General features: G+C 71.5%; 22 protein-coding genes. 14 read left to right on the top strand and 8 right to left on the bottom strand.

Annotation, left to right across the window (positions count from 1 at the left end; genetic code table 11):
* Nucleotides 1-199: 199 nt before the first annotated feature.
* Nucleotides 200-640, bottom strand: a complete 441-nt coding sequence (gene mce, locus IG88_RS0115630) for a methylmalonyl-CoA epimerase (protein WP_031040596.1) — start codon at nucleotides 638-640, stop codon at nucleotides 200-202.
* A gap of 149 nt (nucleotides 641-789) precedes the next feature.
* Here mce and IG88_RS0115625 point away from each other — a divergent pair, with 149 nt between their 5' ends.
* From IG88_RS0115625 to IG88_RS0115615, 3 genes are all read left to right on the top strand, one after another.
* On the top strand, nucleotides 790-2,016 hold the full coding sequence (locus IG88_RS0115625; RefSeq protein ID WP_063760619.1) for an acetyl-CoA C-acetyltransferase: 1,227 nt from the start codon (nucleotides 790-792) through the stop codon (nucleotides 2,014-2,016).
* A gap of 46 nt (nucleotides 2,017-2,062) precedes the next feature.
* Entirely contained in the window at nucleotides 2,063-3,019 is a 957-nt protein-coding gene (gene meaB / locus IG88_RS0115620) for a methylmalonyl Co-A mutase-associated GTPase MeaB (RefSeq protein ID WP_030402704.1), read from the top strand.
* A gap of 220 nt (nucleotides 3,020-3,239) precedes the next feature.
* Nucleotides 3,240-4,523 (top strand): MFS transporter, encoded by a 1,284-nt coding sequence (locus tag IG88_RS0115615; protein WP_051851921.1) that lies wholly within the window; start codon nucleotides 3,240-3,242, stop codon nucleotides 4,521-4,523.
* Here the strand turns inward: IG88_RS0115615 and IG88_RS0115610 are convergent.
* A complete protein-coding gene (locus IG88_RS0115610) occupies nucleotides 4,432-5,193 on the bottom strand; it encodes a PepSY domain-containing protein (protein WP_031040587.1) in 762 nt (253 codons plus the stop codon). The genes IG88_RS0115615 and IG88_RS0115610 overlap by 92 nt on opposite strands.
* 143 nt (nucleotides 5,194-5,336) lie before the next feature.
* Between IG88_RS0115610 and IG88_RS0115605 the strand changes: the two genes are divergently transcribed.
* Nucleotides 5,337-6,053 carry a response regulator transcription factor gene (locus tag IG88_RS0115605; RefSeq protein ID WP_051851920.1) on the top strand — a complete coding sequence of 239 codons (717 nt, stop codon included), beginning with the start codon at nucleotides 5,337-5,339 and terminating at the stop codon, nucleotides 6,051-6,053.
* Complete coding sequence (locus tag IG88_RS0115600; RefSeq protein ID WP_031040580.1) at nucleotides 6,050-7,510, top strand: sensor histidine kinase; 1,461 nt, start codon at nucleotides 6,050-6,052, stop codon at nucleotides 7,508-7,510. The genes IG88_RS0115605 and IG88_RS0115600 overlap by 4 nt, the downstream gene beginning before the upstream one ends.
* A gap of 20 nt (nucleotides 7,511-7,530) precedes the next feature.
* Here the strand turns inward: IG88_RS0115600 and IG88_RS0115595 are convergent, their stop codons facing one another.
* From IG88_RS0115595 to IG88_RS0115580, 4 genes are all read right to left on the bottom strand, one after another.
* Nucleotides 7,531-8,007 (bottom strand): MarR family winged helix-turn-helix transcriptional regulator, encoded by a 477-nt coding sequence (locus tag IG88_RS0115595; RefSeq protein WP_031040577.1) that lies wholly within the window; start codon nucleotides 8,005-8,007, stop codon nucleotides 7,531-7,533.
* 101 nt (nucleotides 8,008-8,108) lie between these two features.
* Nucleotides 8,109-8,885, bottom strand: coding sequence for an AIM24 family protein (locus IG88_RS0115590; protein WP_031040576.1), 777 nt, complete (start codon nucleotides 8,883-8,885; stop codon nucleotides 8,109-8,111).
* Nucleotides 8,882-9,532 (bottom strand): AIM24 family protein, encoded by a 651-nt coding sequence (locus IG88_RS0115585; RefSeq protein WP_031040573.1) that lies wholly within the window; start codon nucleotides 9,530-9,532, stop codon nucleotides 8,882-8,884. Before IG88_RS0115585 ends, IG88_RS0115590 begins: the two co-directional genes overlap by 4 nt.
* A 1-nt stretch (nucleotide 9,533) precedes the next feature.
* Nucleotides 9,534-10,166, bottom strand: coding sequence for an AIM24 family protein (locus IG88_RS0115580; RefSeq protein WP_031040571.1), 633 nt, complete (start codon nucleotides 10,164-10,166; stop codon nucleotides 9,534-9,536).
* A 186-nt stretch (nucleotides 10,167-10,352) separates the two neighbouring features.
* Between IG88_RS0115580 and IG88_RS0115575 the strand changes: the two genes are divergently transcribed.
* From IG88_RS0115575 to IG88_RS0115555, 5 genes are all read left to right on the top strand, one after another.
* Nucleotides 10,353-10,697: a DUF3817 domain-containing protein gene (locus IG88_RS0115575; protein ID WP_030402695.1), complete on the top strand. Its 345-nt coding sequence runs from the start codon at nucleotides 10,353-10,355 to the stop codon at nucleotides 10,695-10,697.
* The gene (locus tag IG88_RS0115570; protein WP_030187368.1) at nucleotides 10,694-10,987 is read left to right on the top strand and encodes an MTH1187 family thiamine-binding protein; all 294 of its coding nucleotides are present in this window, start codon (nucleotides 10,694-10,696) and stop codon (nucleotides 10,985-10,987) included. The genes IG88_RS0115575 and IG88_RS0115570 overlap by 4 nt, the downstream gene beginning before the upstream one ends.
* A 77-nt stretch (nucleotides 10,988-11,064) precedes the next feature.
* Nucleotides 11,065-11,574 carry a MarR family winged helix-turn-helix transcriptional regulator gene (locus IG88_RS0115565; protein WP_030402693.1) on the top strand — a complete coding sequence of 170 codons (510 nt, stop codon included), beginning with the start codon at nucleotides 11,065-11,067 and terminating at the stop codon, nucleotides 11,572-11,574.
* 89 nt (nucleotides 11,575-11,663) lie between these two features.
* On the top strand, nucleotides 11,664-12,005 hold the full coding sequence (locus tag IG88_RS0115560; protein WP_031040568.1) for a DUF3817 domain-containing protein: 342 nt from the start codon (nucleotides 11,664-11,666) through the stop codon (nucleotides 12,003-12,005).
* 92 nt (nucleotides 12,006-12,097) lie between these two features.
* Nucleotides 12,098-13,798, top strand: a complete 1,701-nt coding sequence (locus tag IG88_RS0115555) for an acyl-CoA mutase large subunit family protein (protein ID WP_031040566.1) — start codon at nucleotides 12,098-12,100, stop codon at nucleotides 13,796-13,798.
* Nucleotides 13,799-13,894: 96 nt separating this feature from the next.
* On the opposite strand, the gene IG88_RS0115550 is transcribed toward IG88_RS0115555, so the two are convergent.
* On the bottom strand, nucleotides 13,895-14,530 hold the full coding sequence (locus tag IG88_RS0115550) for a TetR/AcrR family transcriptional regulator (RefSeq protein WP_031040563.1): 636 nt from the start codon (nucleotides 14,528-14,530) through the stop codon (nucleotides 13,895-13,897).
* Between the two features lie 252 nt (nucleotides 14,531-14,782).
* Here IG88_RS0115550 and IG88_RS0115545 point away from each other — a divergent pair, with 252 nt between their 5' ends.
* From IG88_RS0115545 to IG88_RS0115530, 4 genes are all read left to right on the top strand, one after another.
* Nucleotides 14,783-15,760, top strand: coding sequence for a tetratricopeptide repeat protein (locus tag IG88_RS0115545; RefSeq protein WP_031040561.1), 978 nt, complete (start codon nucleotides 14,783-14,785; stop codon nucleotides 15,758-15,760).
* A gap of 639 nt (nucleotides 15,761-16,399) precedes the next feature.
* Nucleotides 16,400-17,032, top strand: coding sequence for a DUF6230 family protein (locus IG88_RS0115540; protein ID WP_031040558.1), 633 nt, complete (start codon nucleotides 16,400-16,402; stop codon nucleotides 17,030-17,032).
* A 118-nt stretch (nucleotides 17,033-17,150) separates the two neighbouring features.
* The gene (locus tag IG88_RS0115535) at nucleotides 17,151-17,798 is read left to right on the top strand and encodes a DUF6114 domain-containing protein (protein ID WP_031040557.1); all 648 of its coding nucleotides are present in this window, start codon (nucleotides 17,151-17,153) and stop codon (nucleotides 17,796-17,798) included.
* Nucleotides 17,788-19,185: a hypothetical protein gene (locus IG88_RS0115530; RefSeq protein ID WP_031040555.1), complete on the top strand. Its 1,398-nt coding sequence runs from the start codon at nucleotides 17,788-17,790 to the stop codon at nucleotides 19,183-19,185. Before IG88_RS0115535 ends, IG88_RS0115530 begins: the two co-directional genes overlap by 11 nt.
* Nucleotides 19,186-19,292: 107 nt before the next feature.
* Here the strand turns inward: IG88_RS0115530 and pyk are convergent, their stop codons facing one another.
* The gene (pyk, locus tag IG88_RS0115525; protein WP_031040553.1) at nucleotides 19,293-20,723 is read right to left on the bottom strand and encodes a pyruvate kinase; all 1,431 of its coding nucleotides are present in this window, start codon (nucleotides 20,721-20,723) and stop codon (nucleotides 19,293-19,295) included.
* Nucleotides 20,724-20,742 lie beyond the last annotated feature (19 nt).

The following is a 20,742-nucleotide window of genomic DNA, read 5'->3' as shown; positions in this document are numbered from 1 at the left end:
TCCCGAACGAGCTCCGTCCGTACGCCGGACGGTGCCCCCGGGGAATGGTGTCAGATCAACGGCGGAGCATGTGCTGCTGCCCCGTCGCCGACCCCCCGAAACACGACCCCGGCGGTCCCGGCGCCCAAGACGACAGGACCGGGTCACCCTGGACTGAGCGGCGACCGCACCCAACCCTACCGGCCCCTATGTACGAAGGTCAGTGCTCAGGTGACTCAACGGGCGCCGAAGTGACCAGTTCTGTCAGGACGCCGTGGCAGTCCTTGGGGTGCAGGAAGGTGATCCGCGATCCCATCGAACCGCGCCGGGGCTCGTCGTACAGAACGCGTACGCCCTTGTCCCGGATGTCCGCGGCGTCCGCGTCCACGTCCGCCGTGCCGAACGCGATGTGGTGGACGCCCTCGCCGTTCTTCGCGAGCCACTTGCCGACCGCGGAGTCCTCGCGGACGGGCTCCAGGAGCTGGAGGTAGGAGGCGCCGCCGTCCGAGGTGCCGTTGATCCTGAGCATGGCCTCCCGGACCCCCTGCTCTTCGTTGACCTCGGTGTGGAACACCTCGAAGCCGTACGTGGCACGGTAGAACTCGACGGTGGTGTCGAGGTCGTGGCAGGCGATTCCGATGTGGTCGATTCGCGTCAGCATGGATTCAGTGCAGCGCTCCGCAGGCAGTTACGCAACGTGCGCGCGATCACACCGACCGCCGGGTGACGGGCGGCATACCGCTCAGTACATTCGAGTAAACCCTCGTTCACTCCGCGGCCTGTGCGGGCCGGAAAAGGGGATCGCAGCCCATGTCATCTGCAGCTTCTGGAACGTCCTCCGGTACGAACGGCACGACGTCCGTCGTCGTCGCGGGTGCGCGCACCCCGATGGGGCGGCTGCTCGGCTCCCTGAAGTCCTTCTCCGGCGCCGACCTCGGCGGCTTCGCGATCAAGGCCGCCCTGGACCGCGCGGGGATCGGCGGCGACCAGGTCCAGTACGTGATCATGGGGCAGGTGCTCCAGGCCGGCGCCGGGCAGATCCCCGCCCGCCAGGCCGCCGTCAAGGCCGGCATCCCGATGAGCGTCCCGGCGCTCACGATCAACAAGGTCTGCCTCTCCGGCCTCGACGCCATCGCACTCGCCGACCAGCTCATTCGCGCGGGTGAATTCGACGTGGTCGTCGCCGGCGGCCAGGAGTCCATGACCAACGCCCCGCACCTGCTCCCCAACTCCCGCGAGGGCCACAAGTACGGCGCGATCGAGATGATCGACGCCATGGCGTACGACGGTCTGACCGACTCCTTCGAGAACATCGCGATGGGCGAGTCCACGGAGAAGCACAACACCCGGCTCGGCATCGACCGCGCCGCCCAGGACGAGATCGCCGCCCTGTCCCACCAGCGCGCCGCCGCCGCCCAGAAGAACGGGGTCTTCGACGCCGAGATCACCCCGGTCGAGATCCCGCAGCGCAAGGGCGACCCGGTGCTGTTCAGCAAGGACGAGGGCATCCGCGGCGACACCACCGCCGAGTCGCTGGCCAAGCTCCGCCCGGCCTTCGCCAAGGACGGCACGATCACCGCCGGCTCCTCCTCGCAGATCTCCGACGGCGCGGCGGCCGTGGTCGTCATGAGCCGGGCCAAGGCCGAGGAACTGGGCCTGGAGTGGATCGCGGAGATCGGCGCGCACGGCAATGTCGCGGGACCCGACAACTCTTTGCAGTCGCAGCCGTCGAACGCCATCCGGCACGCCCTGAAGAAGGAGGGCCTGACCGTCGGCGACCTGGACCTGATCGAGATCAACGAGGCGTTCGCGGCCGTCGCCGTCCAGTCAATGAAGGACCTCGGTGTTTCCACCGAAAAGGTGAACGTCAACGGGGGTGCCATCGCCCTCGGTCACCCGATCGGCATGTCCGGCGCCCGGCTGGTGCTGCACCTGGCGCTGGAACTGAAGCGGCGCGGCGGCGGCGTCGGCGCGGCGGCGCTGTGCGGCGGCGGCGGTCAGGGCGACGCGCTGATCGTGCGGGTACCCGGGGCCTGACCCCAGAGTCACGACATCTCACCGAGCGGAGCTGAACGGAGCTGTGATGCAGGACGTCTCCTCACTGGTGGCCCAGGCCCGAGAAGGCCGGCCGCGGGCCGTGGCCCGGCTGATCTCCCTGGTGGAGGGGGCGTCCCCGCAGCTCAGGGAGGTCATGGAGGCCCTGGCGCCGCTCACGGGCAACGCGTACGTCGTCGGCCTGACCGGTTCGCCGGGCGTCGGCAAGTCGACGTCCACCTCGGCGCTGGTGACGGCCTACCGCAAGCAGGGCAGGCGGGTCGGCGTCCTCGCCGTCGACCCGTCCTCGCCCTTCTCCGGCGGCGCGCTGCTCGGCGACCGGGTGCGGATGTCGGAGCACGCCTCCGACCCGGGCGTCTACATCCGCTCGATGGCCACCCGCGGCCACCTCGGCGGCCTTGCCTGGGCCGCGCCGCAGGCGATCCGCGTGCTCGACGCGGCCGGCTGCGACGTGGTTCTCGTCGAGACGGTGGGCGTGGGCCAGTCGGAGGTCGAGATCGCCTCCCAGGCCGACACCTCCGTCGTCCTGCTCGCCCCCGGCATGGGCGACGGCATCCAGGCCGCCAAGGCCGGAATCCTGGAGATCGGCGACGTCTACGTCGTCAACAAGGCGGACCGGGACGGCGCCGACGCCACCGCCCGCGAGCTGAACCACATGCTGGGCCTCGGCGAGGCCCGCGCCGCCGGCGACTGGCGCCCGCCCATCGTCAAGACCGTCGCCGCCCGCGGCGAGGGCGTCGACGAGGTCGTCGAGGCGCTGGAGAAGCACCGCGCGTGGATGGAGGAGCGGGACGTCCTCGCCGAACGGCGCCGTGCCCGTGCGGCGCGCGAGGTGGAGACGATCGCCGTCACCACGCTGCGGGAACGCATCGGCGACCTGCACGGCGACCGGCGCCTGGGCGCCCTCGCGGAGCGCATCGTCGCCGGGGAACTGGACCCGTACCGGGCGGCGGACGAACTGGTGGCGGGGCTGACACGGGGCTGACAGGGGCTTCGCCGGGGGTGCGGGGCCGGTGCACGGCCTCGTCTCGCGGGGCCGGTGCACGGCCTCGTCGGAAAAGCCCTCGTGGAGAGAGGCCCCACGGGCTAAAGTGACGCGCGTGTTCCTCCTCTTGGCATAGGGCCCGCCCCGTGCGCGACCGCCGTGTCCGGCCGTCGCGCGCCTCGGCGTCCCCTCGTTGCCTTCCTGTTGAGGAACCCTTCGCGTGTCCACGCCCCTGCCGCGGCCCTCGTACGCCGCCGTGCTCCGTGTCCCCCATGCCCGCCGCACGTTCGCGGCCGCCCTCGTCGGTCGGCTGTCCTACGGCACGGTCTCCCTCGCCCTGATGCTCTCCCTGACCCGGTCCACCGGGTCGTACGCCGTGGCCGGTCTGGTCATGGCGCTCTTCGGCGCCATGGGCGTCCTCCTGTCCCCCTACCGGGCCGCCCTCGTCGACCGGCACGGTCCGCGCAGGGCGCTGCTGCCCATGGCCCTGCTGTACGCCGCGCTGCTCTGCGTGCTGGCGGCGGTCTGCCGGCCGGGCACGCCCGAGGCCGTCCTCGTGGTGACCGCCGCGCTCGCCGGGGCCTGCCCGCCCCCGCTCGGCCCCACGATGCGCGCGGTGTGGGCGGAACTGCTGCCCGACCGCGCCCTGCTCCAGCGCGCCTACAGCCTGGACGGCGTCGCCGAGGAACTGCTCTTCGTCTCCGGCCCGCTGCTGGTCGGTGCCGTCGTCGCCGTCGCCCCGCCGACCGCCGGCGTCGTGCTCAGCGCGGTACTGGTGGCGGGCGGCACCCTCGCCTTCGTCACCTCCGCGACGACCGCCGCGCCGTCTCCGGCGGGGCCGGAGAAGGACGAGGGCGCCGCACCCGGGGGCGGTGCCACCGGGCAGGCCCGCGCCCTGCTGCAGCCCGTGGTCGTCGCGGCGGGCGTCGGCGTCTCGGTGAGCGCCGTCGACCTGCTCGTCGTCGCCTACGCGGGGGAGCGCGGTCTCGGGGACGGCGCCGCCGCCTGGGTGCTCGCGGCGCTGTCCGTGGGCAGCGCGGCCGGCGGTCTCGTCAACGGCGCCGTCACCTGGACCTCCTCGACCCGCGCCCGGCTGCCGTTCTTCGCGGCCGGACTCGGCCTCTGCCTCGCCGCCGCGGGCCTAGCCCCCGGGCTCGGCACGCTGCTCCCGGCCGTCATGTGCGCGGGTCTGTTCGTCGCCCCCGCGCTGACCACCGCCTACCTCGTCGCCGACGAGAACGCGGCGCCCGGATTCCGGGTCCGGGCGGGCACCTGGTGCAACACCGCGGTCAACGCCGGGAGTTCCGCCGGGGCCGCCGCCGTCGGCCTGTTGGTGGAGCGGCTGCCCCTGCCGGTGTGCTTCGCGGTCTCCGGCGCGGTCGCCGCGGCGGCGGCCCTGGTGCCGGGGCCGGTCAGTCGTCGTCGGAGTCGGGTCCGTCGTGCGAGTCGTCCGCGTCGTCCCCGTCAGGGGAGTCGTGCCGGTCGTGCGGGTGGCCGGCCGTGACCTTGCCGGTCTTCGCGTCGACCCGCCACTCCTGACCGCCCTTGCCCAGGGCGTGCGTCTCGACCTCCCAGGCGGGCCGTCCGTCGCCGTGGTGGCCGTCCTCGTCCAGCTCGACCGAGGTCACGGTCCCGTGTCCCGCCGCGGCCCTCGCGGCCGCGGCGGCGTCGACGGAGGTGCCCTGGAGCGCCGCGCGCACCTCGGCGGTGTCGTCCTCGTCGTCGTCCCGCTCCGAGCCGAGGACCTTGCCGGTGACCGCGTCGACCCGGACGCCGTGCCAGGTGCCGTCGCCCGACAGGACGTCGACCTCCCAGGCCGCCCGCTCCCGGCGGTCGCCGCCGTTGCCGTCGTCGCGGTCGCCGTCGTCGTCCTCGTCCTCGTCGTCCAGCTCGGCGGAGACGGCGGTGCCCGGGGTGTCCGCCAGCGCGGCGGCGACGGCTTCGGCCGCCGTGACCTTCGCCGAGGCGGCACGAGCCGCGTCCTCGCGGTCGTCGTCGCGGTCGTCGTCGCGGTCGTCGGCCTCGTCCCGTACGCCGCCGTCGTCCGGCACGCTCACGTCCGCGCGGGGCGCGGTGCTCCGCCCGTCGTCCCCCGTCGTCGCCAGAGCCGTCGCCGTACCGCCTCCGGCCAGCGCGGCGGCGGCCAGTGCGGCGATCACGATCTTGCGCTTCATGCGGCTTCCTCCGATTCGTCGGACATCGTCCACAGTCCGGTGGTTCCAGTGGTTCTCGACGTCCTCACTGTCGGGGACCGACGCTGAGGCCGAGCTGAAGCCGCCTGAAGCGATCTTCAGCTCCGCTTTGCCACTCTTGACGCATGCGCCCGCCCGTCGCCCACCATCACCCTGCCCGAGGCGCTTCGCGCCGCCCCTTCCGACTCTTGATCGTGGAGGACGAGAAGCGCCTCGCCGTGTCGCTCGCCAAGGGCCTCACCGCCGAGGGATACGCCGTGGACGTCGTCCACGACGGCCTGGAGGGACTGCACCGGGCCGGCGAGGGCGGGTACGACCTCGTCGTCCTCGACATCATGCTGCCCGGTCTCAACGGCTACCGGGTCTGCGCCGCCCTGCGCGCCGCCGGACACGACGTGCCGATCCTGATGCTCACCGCCAAGGACGGCGAGTACGACGAGGCCGAGGGCCTGGACACGGGCGCCGACGACTACCTCACCAAGCCCTTCTCGTACGTCGTCCTCGTCGCCCGGGTGAAGGCCCTGCTGCGGCGGCGGGGCGTCGAGGCCTCGCCCGTCCACGTCCACGGCGACCTCAGGGTCGACACCGCCGCCCGCCGGGTGTTCCTCGGCGAGGACGAGATCACCCTCACCGCCAAGGAGTTCGCGGTCCTGGAGCAGCTCGTGGTGCGCGCCGGGCAGGTGGTCTCCAAGGCCGAGATCCTGGAACACGTCTGGGACTTCGCCTACGACGGCGACCCCAACATCGTCGAGGTGTACGTCAGCGCGCTCCGGCGCAAGCTGCGCGCCGGGCTCATCCGGACCGTGCGCGGCGCCGGCTACCGGCTGGAGACCGGCCGGTGAGCCGCCTCTTCGGCTCCGTGCGGGCCCGCGCCACGCTGGCGGCGACCCTCGTGGTCGCCGTCGCCCTCGTCGCGGCCGGCACCGCCGTCCTGCTGTCCCTGCGCTCCAACCTGCTCGGCGAGGCGGGCACCCAGGCAGAGCGCTCGGCGCGGGACGTGGCGACCGCGCTGGCCGTCGGAACGCGGTACACGGAACTGAACCTGGACGACGACGAACGCCCCGTGCAGGTCGTCGACGAGGCGGGCACCCTGGTCGCCGCCACCGAGGACCTGCGCCGGATCACCGGCACCGGCGTCGACGCGGTCAAGCCGCAGCCGTCGGCCGCGGACGACGACTCCGGCTCCGATTCCGATTCCGATTCCGACTCCGACTCCGACGACGGGGGCACCGAGGACGACACCGACGCGTCGCTGGAGGCCGGCGAGATCGGCGAGCCGGCCACCGTGGGCGACGGCACCGCGACCATCGACGGCGACACGGAGGACTACCGCTTCGTCGCCGTCCCCGTGGAGACCCGCGCCGGCGACCGGCTCACCGTCTACGCCGGTGCCCCGCTCTCGGCCGAGCACGGTGCCGTGAACACGGCGCTCACGGTGATGCTGATCGGCTTCCCGCTGCTGCTCGCGGTCGTCGCGTGGGTGACCTGGCTGGTCACCCGGCGCGCACTGCGCCCGGTGGAGGGCATCCGGCGGGAGATGGCCGCGATCACCGCCAGCGAGGACCTGGCCCGCCGCGTCCCGGTGCCGGGCACCCACGACGAGGTGGCCAGGCTCGCCTCGACCACCAACGAGACGCTGGCCGCGCTGGAGTCCTCGGTGGAGCGGCAGCGCCGGTTCGTCGCGGACGCCTCGCACGAGCTGCGCAGCCCGATCGCCTCGCTGCGCACCCAGTTGGAGGTGGCCGCCGCCCACCCCGAACTGCTGGACCTCGACGGCGCCGTGGAGGACACCGTACGGCTCCAGCGGCTCGCCGCCGACCTGCTGCTGCTGGCCAGGCTGGACGCCGGGGAGCGGCCCGCCGACGGCCGGGTCGACCTGGCCGCCCTCGCCCGGGAGGCCGCCGAGGGGCGGGCGGGGGTGAGGGTGCGGGACGGCGACGCGGGCCCGGTGAGCGTGGCCGGATCACGGGGGCAGCTCGGGCGGGTGCTGGCCAATCTGCTGGACAACGCCCAGCGGCACGCGCGCTCGGCGGTGGAGGTGTCCGTGGGCCGGGACGGGGACGTGGCGGTGGTCGCCGTGGCCGACGACGGCGAGGGGGTGCCGGCCGCCGACCGGGAGCGGATCTTCGAGCGCTTCGTACGGCTCGACGCGGCCCGCAGCCGCGACGACGGCGGGGCCGGTCTCGGGCTGGCCATCGCCCGCGACGTCGCCGTACGGCACGGCGGCACGCTCACGGTGCACGACGCGCCGGCAGGCGGCGCCCTGTTCGAGCTCCGCCTGCCGGGCGCCGGTGCCTGAGCGGGCTCAGGGGGACGTGGTCAGGGGCGTCCCCGCTGCCCGCGCAGGTGCTCGGCGATGGGCCTGAGCGCCTTGTCCAGCTCCGTCAGGTCCTCCGGGGCCAGCAGGTCGATGAAGTGCCTGCGGACGGAGGCCACGTGGTGCGGGGCGACCTTGCGCATGGTCTCCAGGCCGTGCTCGGTGAGGACGGCGAAGAGCCCGCGGCGGTCGGACTCGCAGTTCTCCCGCCGGACCAGGTTCGCGTTCTGCATGCGCGTGATCTGGTGGGACAGGCGGCTCTTGGACTGCATCGTGGCGGCGGCCAGATCGCTCATCCGCATCCTGTCGCCCTCCGACTCGGAGAGGTTCACCAGGATCTCGTAGTCGTTCATTGTCAGGCCGAACGGCTGCAGGTCCTTCTCGAGCTGGTGCGTCAACAGCCTGTTGACCTCCAGGTGGGTGCGCCAAGCACACTGCTCCGTATCGGTCAGCCAGCGAGTGGCCGTCTCGGTCTCCATGAATGAAGTCTACCTAAAAGGTTGAAAGGCGAACTAGTGAGGGGTTTTCCGTGACAGTGACGGTGCGCACGCGTTCGACGTCACACTCCGCAGATTACCGCTCACAGCCCGAAGCGGCGTTGGAGGTCCCCGAGCTGTCCGGGAAGCCCCGGTCCGCCCGAACGGCCGCCCTGCGCTCCGGGAGCGCCGCCTGCGGGCACCCCGGCCTGCTGCGGCGGAGCCCCCACGTCCTGCTCGGCCATCAGCACCTCGCTCGACTGAAGGAGCACCGTCCCCGCCCCCACGAACTCGAACTGGTGCTCCTCCCCGGAGGCCCCGCCGAGCCCCGTCATCGCACGTAGACCGCCCAGTAGGCCGGTCAGGTACCCGTGGTCGTAGTGGTGGCACGGGGACGGGCAGTCGGCCCAGCCGACCAGGGCCTGCGGGTCGACCCGGACCGGCGGTTCCATGAACACCACCGGGCCGTTGGACGCGGCCACGAACTTCCCGGTCCCGATCAGCGTCAGGAAGCCCGGCACGATCGACTGCTTGAGCGCGAGGCTTGGCTGAAAAGCGAGCAGGTTGCCCGAGCGAATGGTCAGGTTGCCGTCCTCCAGGTCGTACGAGTTCACGTCGAAGGCCCGGTCGGCGAGGAGCATCTTGCCCGAGCCCTCCGCCACGACCCAGTCGCTCGCGTGCAGAGGCGAATGGAACGACGTGCGCACCAGACGGTCCAGCCGGCCGTGCCCGATCCCGTTGAAATCGATCGCCCCGTAGTAGGCGATCATCTTCCCCTTCTGCAGGAACCACTGGCTCCCCTTGAGCTCCACGCAGAAGGTGTACGCGTTGACGTTGTCGTCGGCCGGCAGCGTCGCCGGGTCGTGGTGGACCGTGTTCACAGCTTCTCCTCCGAGGCCTGGACGAACACCGCGCCGCTGCCGCTCAGCTCCAGTTGGAACGCCTCGCCGGAACCGCGTCCCACCATGTCCCGCCAGCCCAGGGCCGTGGAGAGCCTGTTACGGACGTCGCCGTGGTGGGCGACGTAGGCCTGCGGGTCCACGTGGACCGGACGCTGGGGAGTGATGGGCACCTCGAAGACCCCGCCGTGGGCCATCACGGCCACCGCACCGTGGCCCTTGAGGGACGTGGTGAACAGCCCCTGCCCGCTCACCTGGCCCCGCACCATGCCCATGACCCCGCCCTGCGAGCCCAGGAACACGGTGCTCCGCTCCAGGCTGCCCTCGAAGGCGAGCAGGCGGTCGGCCTCCACGTACAGCGTGTCACCCGAAAGGTTGATCACCTGGACGTGGTGGCCGCCGTGCCCGAAGAAGACGGTGCCGCTGCCCTCCACGGTCATCAGCGGCGTGTCCTCGTTGGCCACCCGGCGGCCGATCATCGACATGACCCCGCCCTGCCCGCCGCGCAGATTGGGGGTGAAGGACACCTCGCCCCGGTAGGCGAGCATCGCCCCGCGCTGACTGAACAGCCGCTGCCCGGGGGCGACGGTGGCCCGGACCATCTTGGAGTTGATCTCGTCGAAGCCCATCTCACACATCCCCCGCGATCGTGTTCCGCTCGCTCGGCTGCACGTAGACCAGTCCGTCGCCCTCGAAGCGGATCTGGAAGGCCTCCCCGCCGCCCTCCCCCAGCAGCGTGCGGAAGCTCACCCCCGACTGGAAGGACTGCCGCAGGTCGCCCTGGTGCGCGACGTAGGCCCCCGGGTCGACGGTCAGCGGGTACTGCGGACTGACGCGCAGCACCACCGCGGGACCGTCGGACATGATCGCCGCCTGCCCGTGCCCCTCGATCGTCGTGGTGAACAGCCCGTTGCCCTGCGAGGCGCCGCGCGTGCCCGTGAAACGGGTGCCGGTACGCAGTCCGGCGTCGGCCGCCAGGAAGTTGCTCGACTCCACGTACAGCCTGTCGCCCTGGAGGGCCACGAGGTTGATCTCCGAGGCCCGGTCCGCGAACCAGCAGGTCCCCCGCCCCTTCACCTCCATCACCGTCATCTGCTCACCGGTGATCCGCCGGGTCACCATCCCCCGGAGCCCCTCACCGCCGCCCGTCAGCTTCTTGAAGGCCATCTCGCCGTCGTACGCGACCATCGAGCCGTTCTTCGCCTTCACGGCGTCTCCGGTCATGTCGACGGCGAGGACCTTGCTGCCTTGAAGTCGGAACATCGCCACATTGCGAAAGTAGCCCCGCCAAGGGTGGACAGAACAGGGCCCACGGGTGGAGACCGACCCTGAGTCCACCCCTTAGGGCGCTGTTTGCCACAATGGCCGAGCGATTGTGCTTCCGTTCACAAGGCGGAGCGCACGTGCCACCCGCACCGTCAGCGACCTCCTCCCTCCCGAAGGTGACCCGTGGACCTCAAGACCGCCACCGCCCTCCGCCGCCTCCGCCTGGTCTCGGCGCCCGAGGCGATCTCGTTCCTCCTCCTGCTCGTCTGCTCCGTCCTGAAGCGGACCACCGACTTCAACGCGGTGCCGGTGATGGGCGCGATCCACGGCCTCCTCTTCGTCCTCTACGTGCTCTTCTGGGCGGACGCCTGGAACCGGGCCAAGTGGCCGCTGAAGACCGCCGCGCTCTACTTCGTCCTCTCCGTCCTGCCCACCGGCGGCTTCTTCGCCGAGCGCCGCCTCAAGCGCGAGGCCGAGGACGCGGTCATCGCCTCCCGCGCCCGCCAGGAAGGGGTCGTGAACGCATGATCGTCGCCTTCTCCGTGACGCCGCTCGGCGTCGGCGAGGACGTGGGGGAGTACGTGGCCGACGCCGTCCGGGTGGTCCGCGAGTCCGGCCTGCCGAACCGCACCGACGCGATGTTCACGTCCGTCGAGGGCGAGTGGGACGAGGTCATGGACGTCGTCCGGCGGGCCGTCGCCGCCGTCGAGGCGCGCGCTCCGCGGGTCTCCCTGGTCCTCAAGGCCGACATCCGCCCCGGCGTGACGGACGGCCTCACGTCGAAGGTCGAGACGGTCGAGCGCCACCTCGCCGGCTGACCGCCCGGCCCGGGCGGTGGTATCGAAAGGCGAGACGGGGCTGACCGGCATGTGACCGGCCGGTAAGGTCTGGTGGCGTGCCGAAGCCCCTCAGTCTCTCCTTCGATCCCATCGCCCGAGCCGACGAACTCTGGGCACAGCGCTGGGGCGGTGTGCCCTCCATGGCCGCGATCACGTCGATCATGCGGGCCCAGCAGATCCTGCTGGCCGAGGTCGACGCCGTGGTCAAGCCGTACGGGCTCACGTTCGCGCGCTACGAGGCGCTGGTGCTGCTCACCTTCTCCAAGTCGGGCGAGCTGCCGATGTCCAAGATCGGCGAGCGCCTGATGGTGCACCCCACCTCCGTGACGAACACCGTCGACCGGCTGGTGCGCTCCGGCCTGGTGGCCAAGCGCCCCAACCCCAACGACGGCCGCGGCACCCTGGCCACCATCACCGACAAGGGCCGCGAGGTCGTCGAGGCGGCCACCCGCGAGCTGATGGCGATGGACTTCGGCCTGGGCGCGTACGACGCCGAGGAGTGCGGGGAGATCTTCGCGATGCTCCGGCCGCTGCGGGTCGCCGCGGGGGACTTCAAGGAGGACTGAGCCGGGGCCGCCGGGCCGGCCCCGGGGGGCCCGGCGAGCCGCCCGACCCGGTCGAAGATCGCGCGAAACGGGCGGTTACGCTCGTATCCATGAAACGAAGCGTGCTGACCCGCTACCGGGTCATGGCGTACGTCACCGGTGTGCTGCTGATCGCGCTGTGCCTTGGCATGATCGCCAAGTACGGGCTGGATCTGGGTGGCGCCGCCGACTTCACCCAGGTCGTCAGCATCGCCCACGGCTGGCTGTACGTGATCTACCTGATCTTCGCGTTCGACCTCGGTTCCAAGGCGAAGTGGCCGGTGAAGAAGCAGTTGTGGGTGCTGCTCGCCGGGACCGTTCCGACCGCGGCGTTCTTCGTGGAACGCAGGATCAGCAAGGAACTGGACGCCAAGGTCGCCGCCGCCGAGGCGCCCGCCCCCGTCAAGGCGTAACCGGCCCTTCACCGGCCGCACCACCGCCGTGCGGACACCCGTACGGCGGTACCCCATCGACATTTAGTTGGACGTCCTAGTAAATTTGAAGGATGGACGCTCACGCCATAGAAGAGGGCCGCCGTCGCTGGCAGGCCCGGTACGACGCGGCACGCAAGCGCGACGCGGACTTCACCACGCTCTCGGGGGACCCCGTGGAGCCGGTGTACGGGCCGAGGCCCGGGGACGGGTACGAGGGCTTCGAGCGGATCGGCTGGCCGGGCGAGTACCCCTTCACCCGCGGCCTGTATCCGACCGGGTACCGGGGGCGTACGTGGACCATCCGGCAGTTCGCCGGGTTCGGCAACGCCGAGCAGACCAACGAGCGCTACAAGATGATCCTCCGCAACGGCGGCGGCGGACTCTCGGTCGCCTTCGACATGCCGACCCTGATGGGCCGCGACTCCGACGACCCGCGCTCGCTCGGCGAGGTCGGGCACTGCGGGGTGGCCATCGACTCGGCCGCCGACATGGAGGTGCTGTTCAAGGACATCCCGCTGGGCGACGTGACGACCTCCATGACGATCAGCGGGCCCGCCGTGCCCGTGTTCTGCATGTACCTGGTCGCCGCCGAGCGGCAGGGCGTCGACGCGTCCGTGCTCAACGGCACGCTGCAGACCGACATCTTCAAGGAGTACATCGCACAGAAGGAGTGGCTCTTCCAGCCCGAGCCCCACCTGCGGCTCATCGGCGACCTCATGGAGTACTGCGCGGCCGGCATCCCCGCCTACAAGCCGCTCTCCGTCTCCGGCTACCACATCCGCGAGGCCGGGGCGACGGCCGCGCAGGAGCTGGCGTACACGCTCGCCGACGGGTTCGGGTACGTGGAGCTGGGGCTCAGCCGCGGTCTCGACGTGGACGTGTTCGCGCCCGGCCTCTCCTTCTTCTTCGACGCGCACGTCGACTTCTTCGAGGAGATCGCCAAGTTCCGCGCGGCGCGCAGGATCTGGGCCCGCTGGATGCGCGACGTGTACGGGGCGAAGACCGACAAGGCGCAGTGGCTGCGGTTCCACACCCAGACCGCCGGCGTCTCGCTGACCGCGCAGCAGCCGTACAACAACGTGGTGCGTACGGCCGTGGAGGCGCTGGCGGCCGTGCTCGGAGGGACCAACTCCCTGCACACCAACGCGCTCGACGAGACCCTCGCGCTGCCCAGCGAGCAGGCCGCCGAGATCGCGCTGCGCACCCAGCAGGTGCTGATGGAGGAGACCGGCGTCGCCAACGTCGCCGACCCGCTGGGCGGTTCCTGGTTCGTCGAGCAGCTTACGGACCGGATCGAGGCCGACGCCGAGAAGATCTTCGAGCAGATCAAGGAGCGGGGGCTGCGCGCCCACCCCGACGGGCGGCACCCCGTCGGGCCGATCACCTCCGGTCTCCTGCGCGGCATCGAGGACGGCTGGTTCACCGGGGAGATCGCCGAGTCGGCCTTCCGCTACCAGCAGGCTTTGGAGAAGGACGACAAGAAGGTGGTCGGCGTCAACGTCCACACCGGCTCGGTCACCGGCGACCTGGAGATCCTGCGGGTCAGCCACGAGGTCGAGCGCGAGCAGGTGCGGGTGCTCGGCGAGCGCAGGGCCGCCCGCGACGACGCGGCGGTGCGGGGAGCCCTGGACGCGATGCTGGCGGTGGCCCGCTCCGGCGGGAACATGATCGAGCCGATGCTGGACGCGGTGCGTGCGGAGGCGACGCTGGGCGAGATCTGCGGAGTGCTGCGCGAGGAGTGGGGGGTGTACACGGAGCCCGCGGGGTTCTAGGCGCCGCGTGCCGCGGCGGGCGTCACCAGGGGGCGGAGCCCCCTGGACCCCCGGCTTGTGCTCACCCACCCTCCGGCTCGGCCGGCCGCCGAGAGGTCACCCGCCCCCCGGCTCGGCCGGCCGAGAGGTGAGCCCCCAGAGCAGGACCCGGGTCAGGCTCCGGACCCAGTCGCCGTTCGCGGTCTCGGCGCTGACCAGGGTGCGGTGCACGACCGCTCCCGCCACCATGTCGAAGATCAGGTCCGCCGTGCGGGCCGCCTCCGCGGCGTCCGGCTCCGGGGGCAGCTCCCCCCGTGCCTGCGCCCGGGCCCTGCCCTCCAGGACCAGGCGCTTCTGGCGTTCGACGATCGACGTGCGGATGCGTTCGCGCAGCACCTCGTCGCGGGTCGACTCCGCGACCACCGCCATCAGGCCGCTGCGGGCCTCCGGGCGGGCCAGGATCGCCGCGAACTGGAGGACCACGCCCTCGATGTCGGCGGCCAGGGAGCCGCGGTCGGGCAGTTCCAGCTCGTCGAAGAGTTCCGCGACCGCGTCCACCACCAGTTCGTTCTTGCCCGACCAGCGGCGGTAGAGCGTCGTCTTGGCAACCCCGGCCCGCGTGGCGACGTCTCCCAGGGTGAGCCTGGACCAGCCGAGGTCGACCAGGGCGGCCCGCGTCGCGGCCAGGATCGCCGCGTCCGCCGCGGCACTGCGGGGGCGTCCGGCACGGCCGGCGGGGCTGCTGCTCTGCATGGACCGACCTTAACCGGCGGGTAACACGCGGTCCCCCGTGAGACAGATCACCGGGGCGGGGTGTTCCGGCGGGCCCTCATGGCATTACGCTACGACCCGTAGCGAAAGCGCGGGTCCGCCCGCGCCCCAGCGACGACCACGGGTGCGGGGTGGGGACCCCGCGCCGACAGCACACACGCCGAACAGCACACATCCGGGCGGGCTTTCGACCCGCTTTTCACACGCGCGCGCCGTACGGGGGAGGATAGACCCATGCAGCCACGGAACATGTCCATGAGCGGGGTCGTCGACCTCGCCGCGGTGAAGCAGGCCCAGGAGGCCAAGGCGAAGGCGGAGCAGGCGCGCGCCGAGGCGGCCCGCCAGGGCGGGACGGGCGCCGTCTCCCCGGCCGACCTCGTCATCGACGTCGACGAGGCCGGCTTCGAGAGCGCGGTCCTGCAGCGGTCCACCGAGGTCCCGGTCGTCATCGACTTCTGGGCCGAGTGGTGCGAGCCCTGCAAGCAGTTGAGCCCGGTCCTGGAGCGGCTGGCCGTCGAGTACGGCGGACGCTTCCTCCTCGCCAAGATCGACGTCGACGCCAACCAGATGCTGATGCAGCAGTTCGGCGTCCAGGGCATCCCCGCCGTCTTCGCGGTCGTCGCCGGACAGGCACTGCCGCTCTTCCAGGGGGCCGCGAGCGAGACGCAGATCCGCCAGACCCTGGACCAGTTGGTGCAGGTGGCCGAGGAGCGCTTCGGTCTGACCGGTCTCACCGTCGACCCCGAGGCCGAGCCGGGCGCCGCGCGCTCCGCCGCCCCCGAGCGCCCGGCCGGGCCGCACGACGCCGCGCTGGAGGCCGCCGTACAGGCCCTGGACGCGGGCGACCTGGGCGGTGCCGTCCAGGCGTACAAGAACGTGCTGGCCGAGGAGCCGGGCAACACGGAGGCCAAACTGGGCCTGGCACAGGCCGAGTTGCTCCAGCGGGTGCAGAACGCCGACCCGCAGAAGGTCCGTCAGGACGCGGCCGACAAGCCGGGCGACGCCCAGGCGCAGATCGCCGCCGCCGACCTGGACCTGGTGGGCGGTCACGTCGAGGACGCCTTCGGGCGCCTCATCGACACGGTGCGCGTCACGGCGGGCGACGACCGCGACGCCGTACGGCTGCGGCTGCTCGAACTGTTCGAGGTGGTCGGTGCCGAGGACCCGCGGGTCACCGCGGCACGCCGGTCGCTCGCTCGCGCCCTGTTCTAGCCCGGCTTCCGGCGGCGTTCCAAACACCCACGGCGTGTGGCGTGTGTGAAGGAGCTGTCGAAGAGGCGTCACTGCGGCCGCGCTTTACCAAAACTTGGTAATCGCGGCCGCTGTTACTGCCAGTAAGTCAGCCGCGTCGATCTGTCTGTCTCTGTCCGGCGATCAGTGCTTTTGTTCAGCCCTCAGGGCGCACCCAGCGTCGCCGTTCGGGCCCGATGCGTCGCCCCGCCGCAACACGTCCGCTACTAGCCAGTAACGAACCCCCTTGTGTCGGCGGCGAGAATGCACCACGATCGGCGACGCTCGGTCCATTCCCGTACCCCGACAGCCGGTCGGGTCGCGGGGGTTCCTGGGTCCCCACCGAGCAGGGTCGGCGGCAGTGAGGCCGGCCCTTTGGGCAGGGGGGTCTTCGCTCATCCGGCGAAGCCTGTCCAGCAGGGTTGTGCGTGATGCGTGTCAGGCGCGACCAGTGGTTGTCGCTCGGGGGTGATCGCCGGTTATTCGGGCGCGTTGTACGTGCCGCCGAGTGCGGGCGCTCTCCTTCCCGAGGACGTAGCACTTCTCCCATCCCTGCCAGACCGAGCCGCCGAACCCGGGGCCGGCCGAGGCCAGGAGATGTACGTCCGAGAAGGAGGAAATATGGAGTCCCAGGTGCGTGGCGGGACCAGATGGAAGCGGTTCGCTGTGGTGATGGTGCCCAGCGTCGCCGCCACGGCTGCGATAGGCGTCGCGCTCGCGCAGGGCGCTCTGGCCGCGTCGTTCAGCGTGTCGGGGCAGTCGTTCAAGGTGACGGCGGACCGGCTCGACGGCACGGGCTTCTTGCAGTACGGCGCGGTCGATTCGGGTTACACGCTGAAGGGCGAGAAGGCGGCTCACCCCGTCGCGGTCTCGGCGTTCGACTCGGCGCAGATCAAGAACATGTGCCAGTCCGTGGTCACCCCGGACATCCCGCTGATCGGCTCGGTCAGCCTCATGCTGAAGGCCGGCGGTGGCGACACCCCGGTCAAGGCGGAGAACCTGTACATCGACGTCGAGGACCTCCAGGCCGATGCCACGTTCCGCGGCATCGACATCGGTGTGGCCGCCAAGGACGCCAACAAGGGTCCCGGCATCAAGAAGGGCGACACCACCAACCCCTACGGGTTCTCGCAGCAGGCCGATTCGGCCACGCTGACCAACGTGAAGCAGACGGCGTGGGCGACCACCGCCGGAACCTTCAAGCTCAGCGGTCTGAAGATGTCGCTGTCCAAGGGTGTCAAGGAGTGCTACTAAGCACTCGTTGACGGGCGGGGGAGCCTGGTGGCGCCCCCGCCCGTCCCCTCTCCGGCCGCGCCTTCACACGCGGACCGCATCTCCACCACAGCAAAGCCGTACCAGGGAGCTGTTTTCCATGAGCGCCGAGACTCCTGCCGCAGCCGGCCAGTTCACCCGCCGGAGGCTGCAGTTCCGCGCCTGGCGTGGCGCACGGCCGTTCTGGGCCGGCCTGTTCGTCGCCCTCGGCGGACTCCCCATCGCCTATTTCCCGTACGCGAACCTCCAGATCGGTCACCTGACGCTGGCGATGTCCACCACCGCGGGCGCCGGGTCCCTGATCATCGGCGTGCTGCTGGTCGTCCTGGGCATCAGCCTGTGGTTCCAGAAGCACGTGCGGGTCTTCGCGGGCGTCGCGGCGATCCTGCTGGCGCTGGTGTCCATCCCCGTGTCCAACCTCGGCGGCTTCCTCATCGGCTTCCTGTTCGCACTCGTCGGCGGGGCCATGGCCGTGTCGTGGGTGCCGGGCGAGCCGCCGCAGGCCGAGCCGCCGCTGGAGGGCAAGGGCACGGACGGCACGCCCGAGGGCGCGGTGCCCGCGGCCGGCGACACCGCCTTCCCCGGCCTCGACAAGCCCGGGACCACGGCGGGCGGCCCCACGGTGCCGGGGCCGCGCGGCGGAGTGGACGACGGGGAACCCTCCCAGGTCCTCACGGCACCGGGGGCGCACGATCTGTCAGGAACGAGCCCGGCCAACGGGGCGAACGGGAGGCACAGTGCCGGCTGACGAGGTGACCCGCGGGACCGACGGGGAGTCGTCCCGCGTGAGAACCGGGCCGCGCCACGCGGCACCCAAGAAGCCGTTGTTCACCAGGTTCCACATGCCGGCCGGCAAGGCGATAGCCATCGCGGCGATGCCCACGGCCGTGCTGATGGGGATGGGGTTCACGCCGACGCTCGCCCTCGCCGACGGCAACGACGCGTCGCCGCCCTCCAACAGCCTGACGGCCGACGAGTACAAGGACTGCGTGGCGGCCATCGAGGACGCCGAGAAGGACCCGTCCGCGTCGCCGACGCCCTCGCCCTCGGCGACCGACGGGGCCGAGGACGGCAAGGACGACGCGAAGGAGCCCGGCCCCTCCGCCTCCGCCGGGGACGCCGGCAAGGACGAGGACAAGAACGCGGACAAGGACGACGACGGCCCCTCTTCGCCGGATTCAGGTTCCGACGACAAGGGCGCCGAGGACGAGCAGTCCGCACCCGCGCCGAGCCCCTCCGCGTCAGGGAGCCGGGCGGCGTCCGGTTCCACCGCCGCGCCGTCCCCCTCCGGGTCGGAGACCAAGGGCGGTCTGCTGGAGGGCATCGGCGACGCCCTGGAGGACCTGTTCACCGGCGGCAAGAAGAACGACGAGAGCCCGAGCCCCACGCCGTCCCCCTCGGCGTCCGAGAGCGCGTCCGGCGTGTCCGGCGCGCTGAAGGACACCACCGAGAAGGCCGCCGACACGGCGAAGGACACCGTCGAGGGCGTGACCGGCACGGCGTCGAAGGCGGCCGAGGACACCGCGAAGTCGGTGGACAAGGCGGCCGAGGCGGCGGAGGAGGCGGCCGGGAAGGCGAAGGAGGACGCGGCGAAGGCGAAGGAGGACGCCACCGCCACGCCCACCCCCAGCGCCTCCGCGAGCACCGGCACGGACGTGGACGACTGCCCGGTCGCCACCGACGAGGAGGGCGGCGTCGACAACACGGTGCCGCTGCCCGACGACCCGTGGTACCTCAACGCCAGCTCGCTGCTGCTGAAGGGCGCCTCCTACAAGGGCATCGTCGAGGTGAAGACGGCCAACGGCACCACCAAGAAGGTGCTGAAGTACGTCATCTCCAACGGCACCGACATCGGCGACCTGCACCAGACGGTGAAGGACAAGCAGATCGGCAAGACCTACCACGTGCAGGCGGCCGAGGGCTCCACGTCCACGATCCGCGACGGCGAGACGGTGATGTACACCGAGAGCATCTCGGGCAACCTGCTCGGGCTGATCCCGATCACCTTCGACCCCGAGCACCCGCCGCCGCTGGACATCCCGCTCATCTACTTCACCAAGGTGACGGTCGTCCAGGCCGGCCAGTTCGGCGGCACGCTGCACATCCCGGGACTGCACCAGTACGTGACCGGCTGACGGCGCCCGCGCTCCGCCGGGAGCCCGCGGGACGCCCGAGGGCGCCCCCTGTCGCAGGGGGCGCCCTCGACGCCGTACGGGAGCCCCCTCGGGGGCCGGTGGTGCCGTCAGCCGCGGCGCGTCTCGCCCAGGTGGTGCACGCGGACCATGTTCGTGGTGCCGGGCACGCCGGGGGGCGAACCGGCGGTGATCACGACGACGTCGCCGTCGTCGAACCGGCCCAGGCGCATCGTCTCCTGGTCCACCAGGTCGACCATCTCGTCGGTGCTGTTCACGAACGGCACCACGTGCGGCTCCACGCCCCAGCTCAGCGCGAGCTGGTTGCGGGTGGACTCGTCGGTGGTGAAGGCCAGGATCGGCTGGCAGGCGCGGTAGCGGGAGAGCCGGCGGGCCGTGTCGCCGGACTGGGTGAAGGCCACCAGGCCCTTGCCGCCCAGGAAGTCGGCGATCTCGGCGGCGGCACGGGCCACCGAACCGCCCTGCGTGCGCGGCTTCTTGCCCGGCACCAGCGGCTGGAGGCCCTTGGAGAGCAGCTCCTGCTCGGCGGCGGTGACGATCTTCGACATCGTCTTGACGGTCTCGATCGGGTACGCGCCCACGCTGGACTCGGCGGAGAGCATGACCGCGTCGGCGCCGTCCAGGATCGCGTTGGCCACGTCGGAGGCCTCGGCGCGGGTCGGACGGGAGTTGGTGATCATCGACTCCATCATCTGGGTCGCCACGATCACCGGCTTGGCGTTGCGCCGGCACAGCTCGATCAGGCGCTTCTGCACCATGGGGACCTTTTCGAGCGGGTACTCGACGGCCAGGTCGCCGCGGGCGACCATCACACCGTCGAACGCCATCACGACGTCCTCCATGTTGTCGACCGCCTGGGGCTTCTCCACCTTGGCGATCACCGGGACGCGGCGGCCCTCCTCGTCCATGACGCGGTGCACGTCGGCGACGTCCTTGGCGTCCCGGACGAAGGAGAGGGCGACCAGGTCGCAGCCCATGCGCAGCGCGAAACGGAGGTCGTCGACGTCCTTCTCGCTCAGCGCGGGGACGTTGACCGCCGCGCCGGGCAGGTTGATGCCCTTGTGGTCGGAGATGACGCCGCCCTCGATGACGATCGTCCTCACCCGGGGGCCCTCGACCTCGGTGACCTTCAGCTCGACGTTGCCGTCGTTGATGAGGACCTGGTCGCCCTTGGTGACGTCCCCGGGCAGGCCCTTGTACGTCGTGCCGCAGATCGTCCTGTCGCCCGGGACGTCCTCGGTGGTGATGGTGAACTCGTCACCGCGCACCAGCTCGACGGGACCCTCGGCGAAGGTCTCCAGGCGGATCTTCGGGCCCTGGAGGTCGGCGAGGACGCCGATGGCCCGGCCGGTCTCCTTGGCGGCGGCCCGCACCCGGTCGTAACGACCCTGGTGCTCGGCGTGGGTGCCGTGGCTGAAGTTGAAGCGGGCCACGTTCATGCCGGCTTCGATCAGCGTGACGAGCTGCTCGTGGGAGTCGACCGCGGGGCCGAGAGTACAGACGATTTTCGAACGGCGCATGGGTGCCATCCTATCGGTT

Origin of the sequence: Streptomyces sp. NRRL F-5650 (assembly GCF_000721365.1) — a bacterium.
Taxonomy (GTDB): Bacteria; Actinomycetota; Actinomycetes; order Streptomycetales; family Streptomycetaceae; genus Streptomyces; species Streptomyces ardesiacus.
The sequence above is the reverse complement of the archived record's forward strand: the minus strand, read 5'-3'. Positions and strand labels throughout refer to the sequence as shown.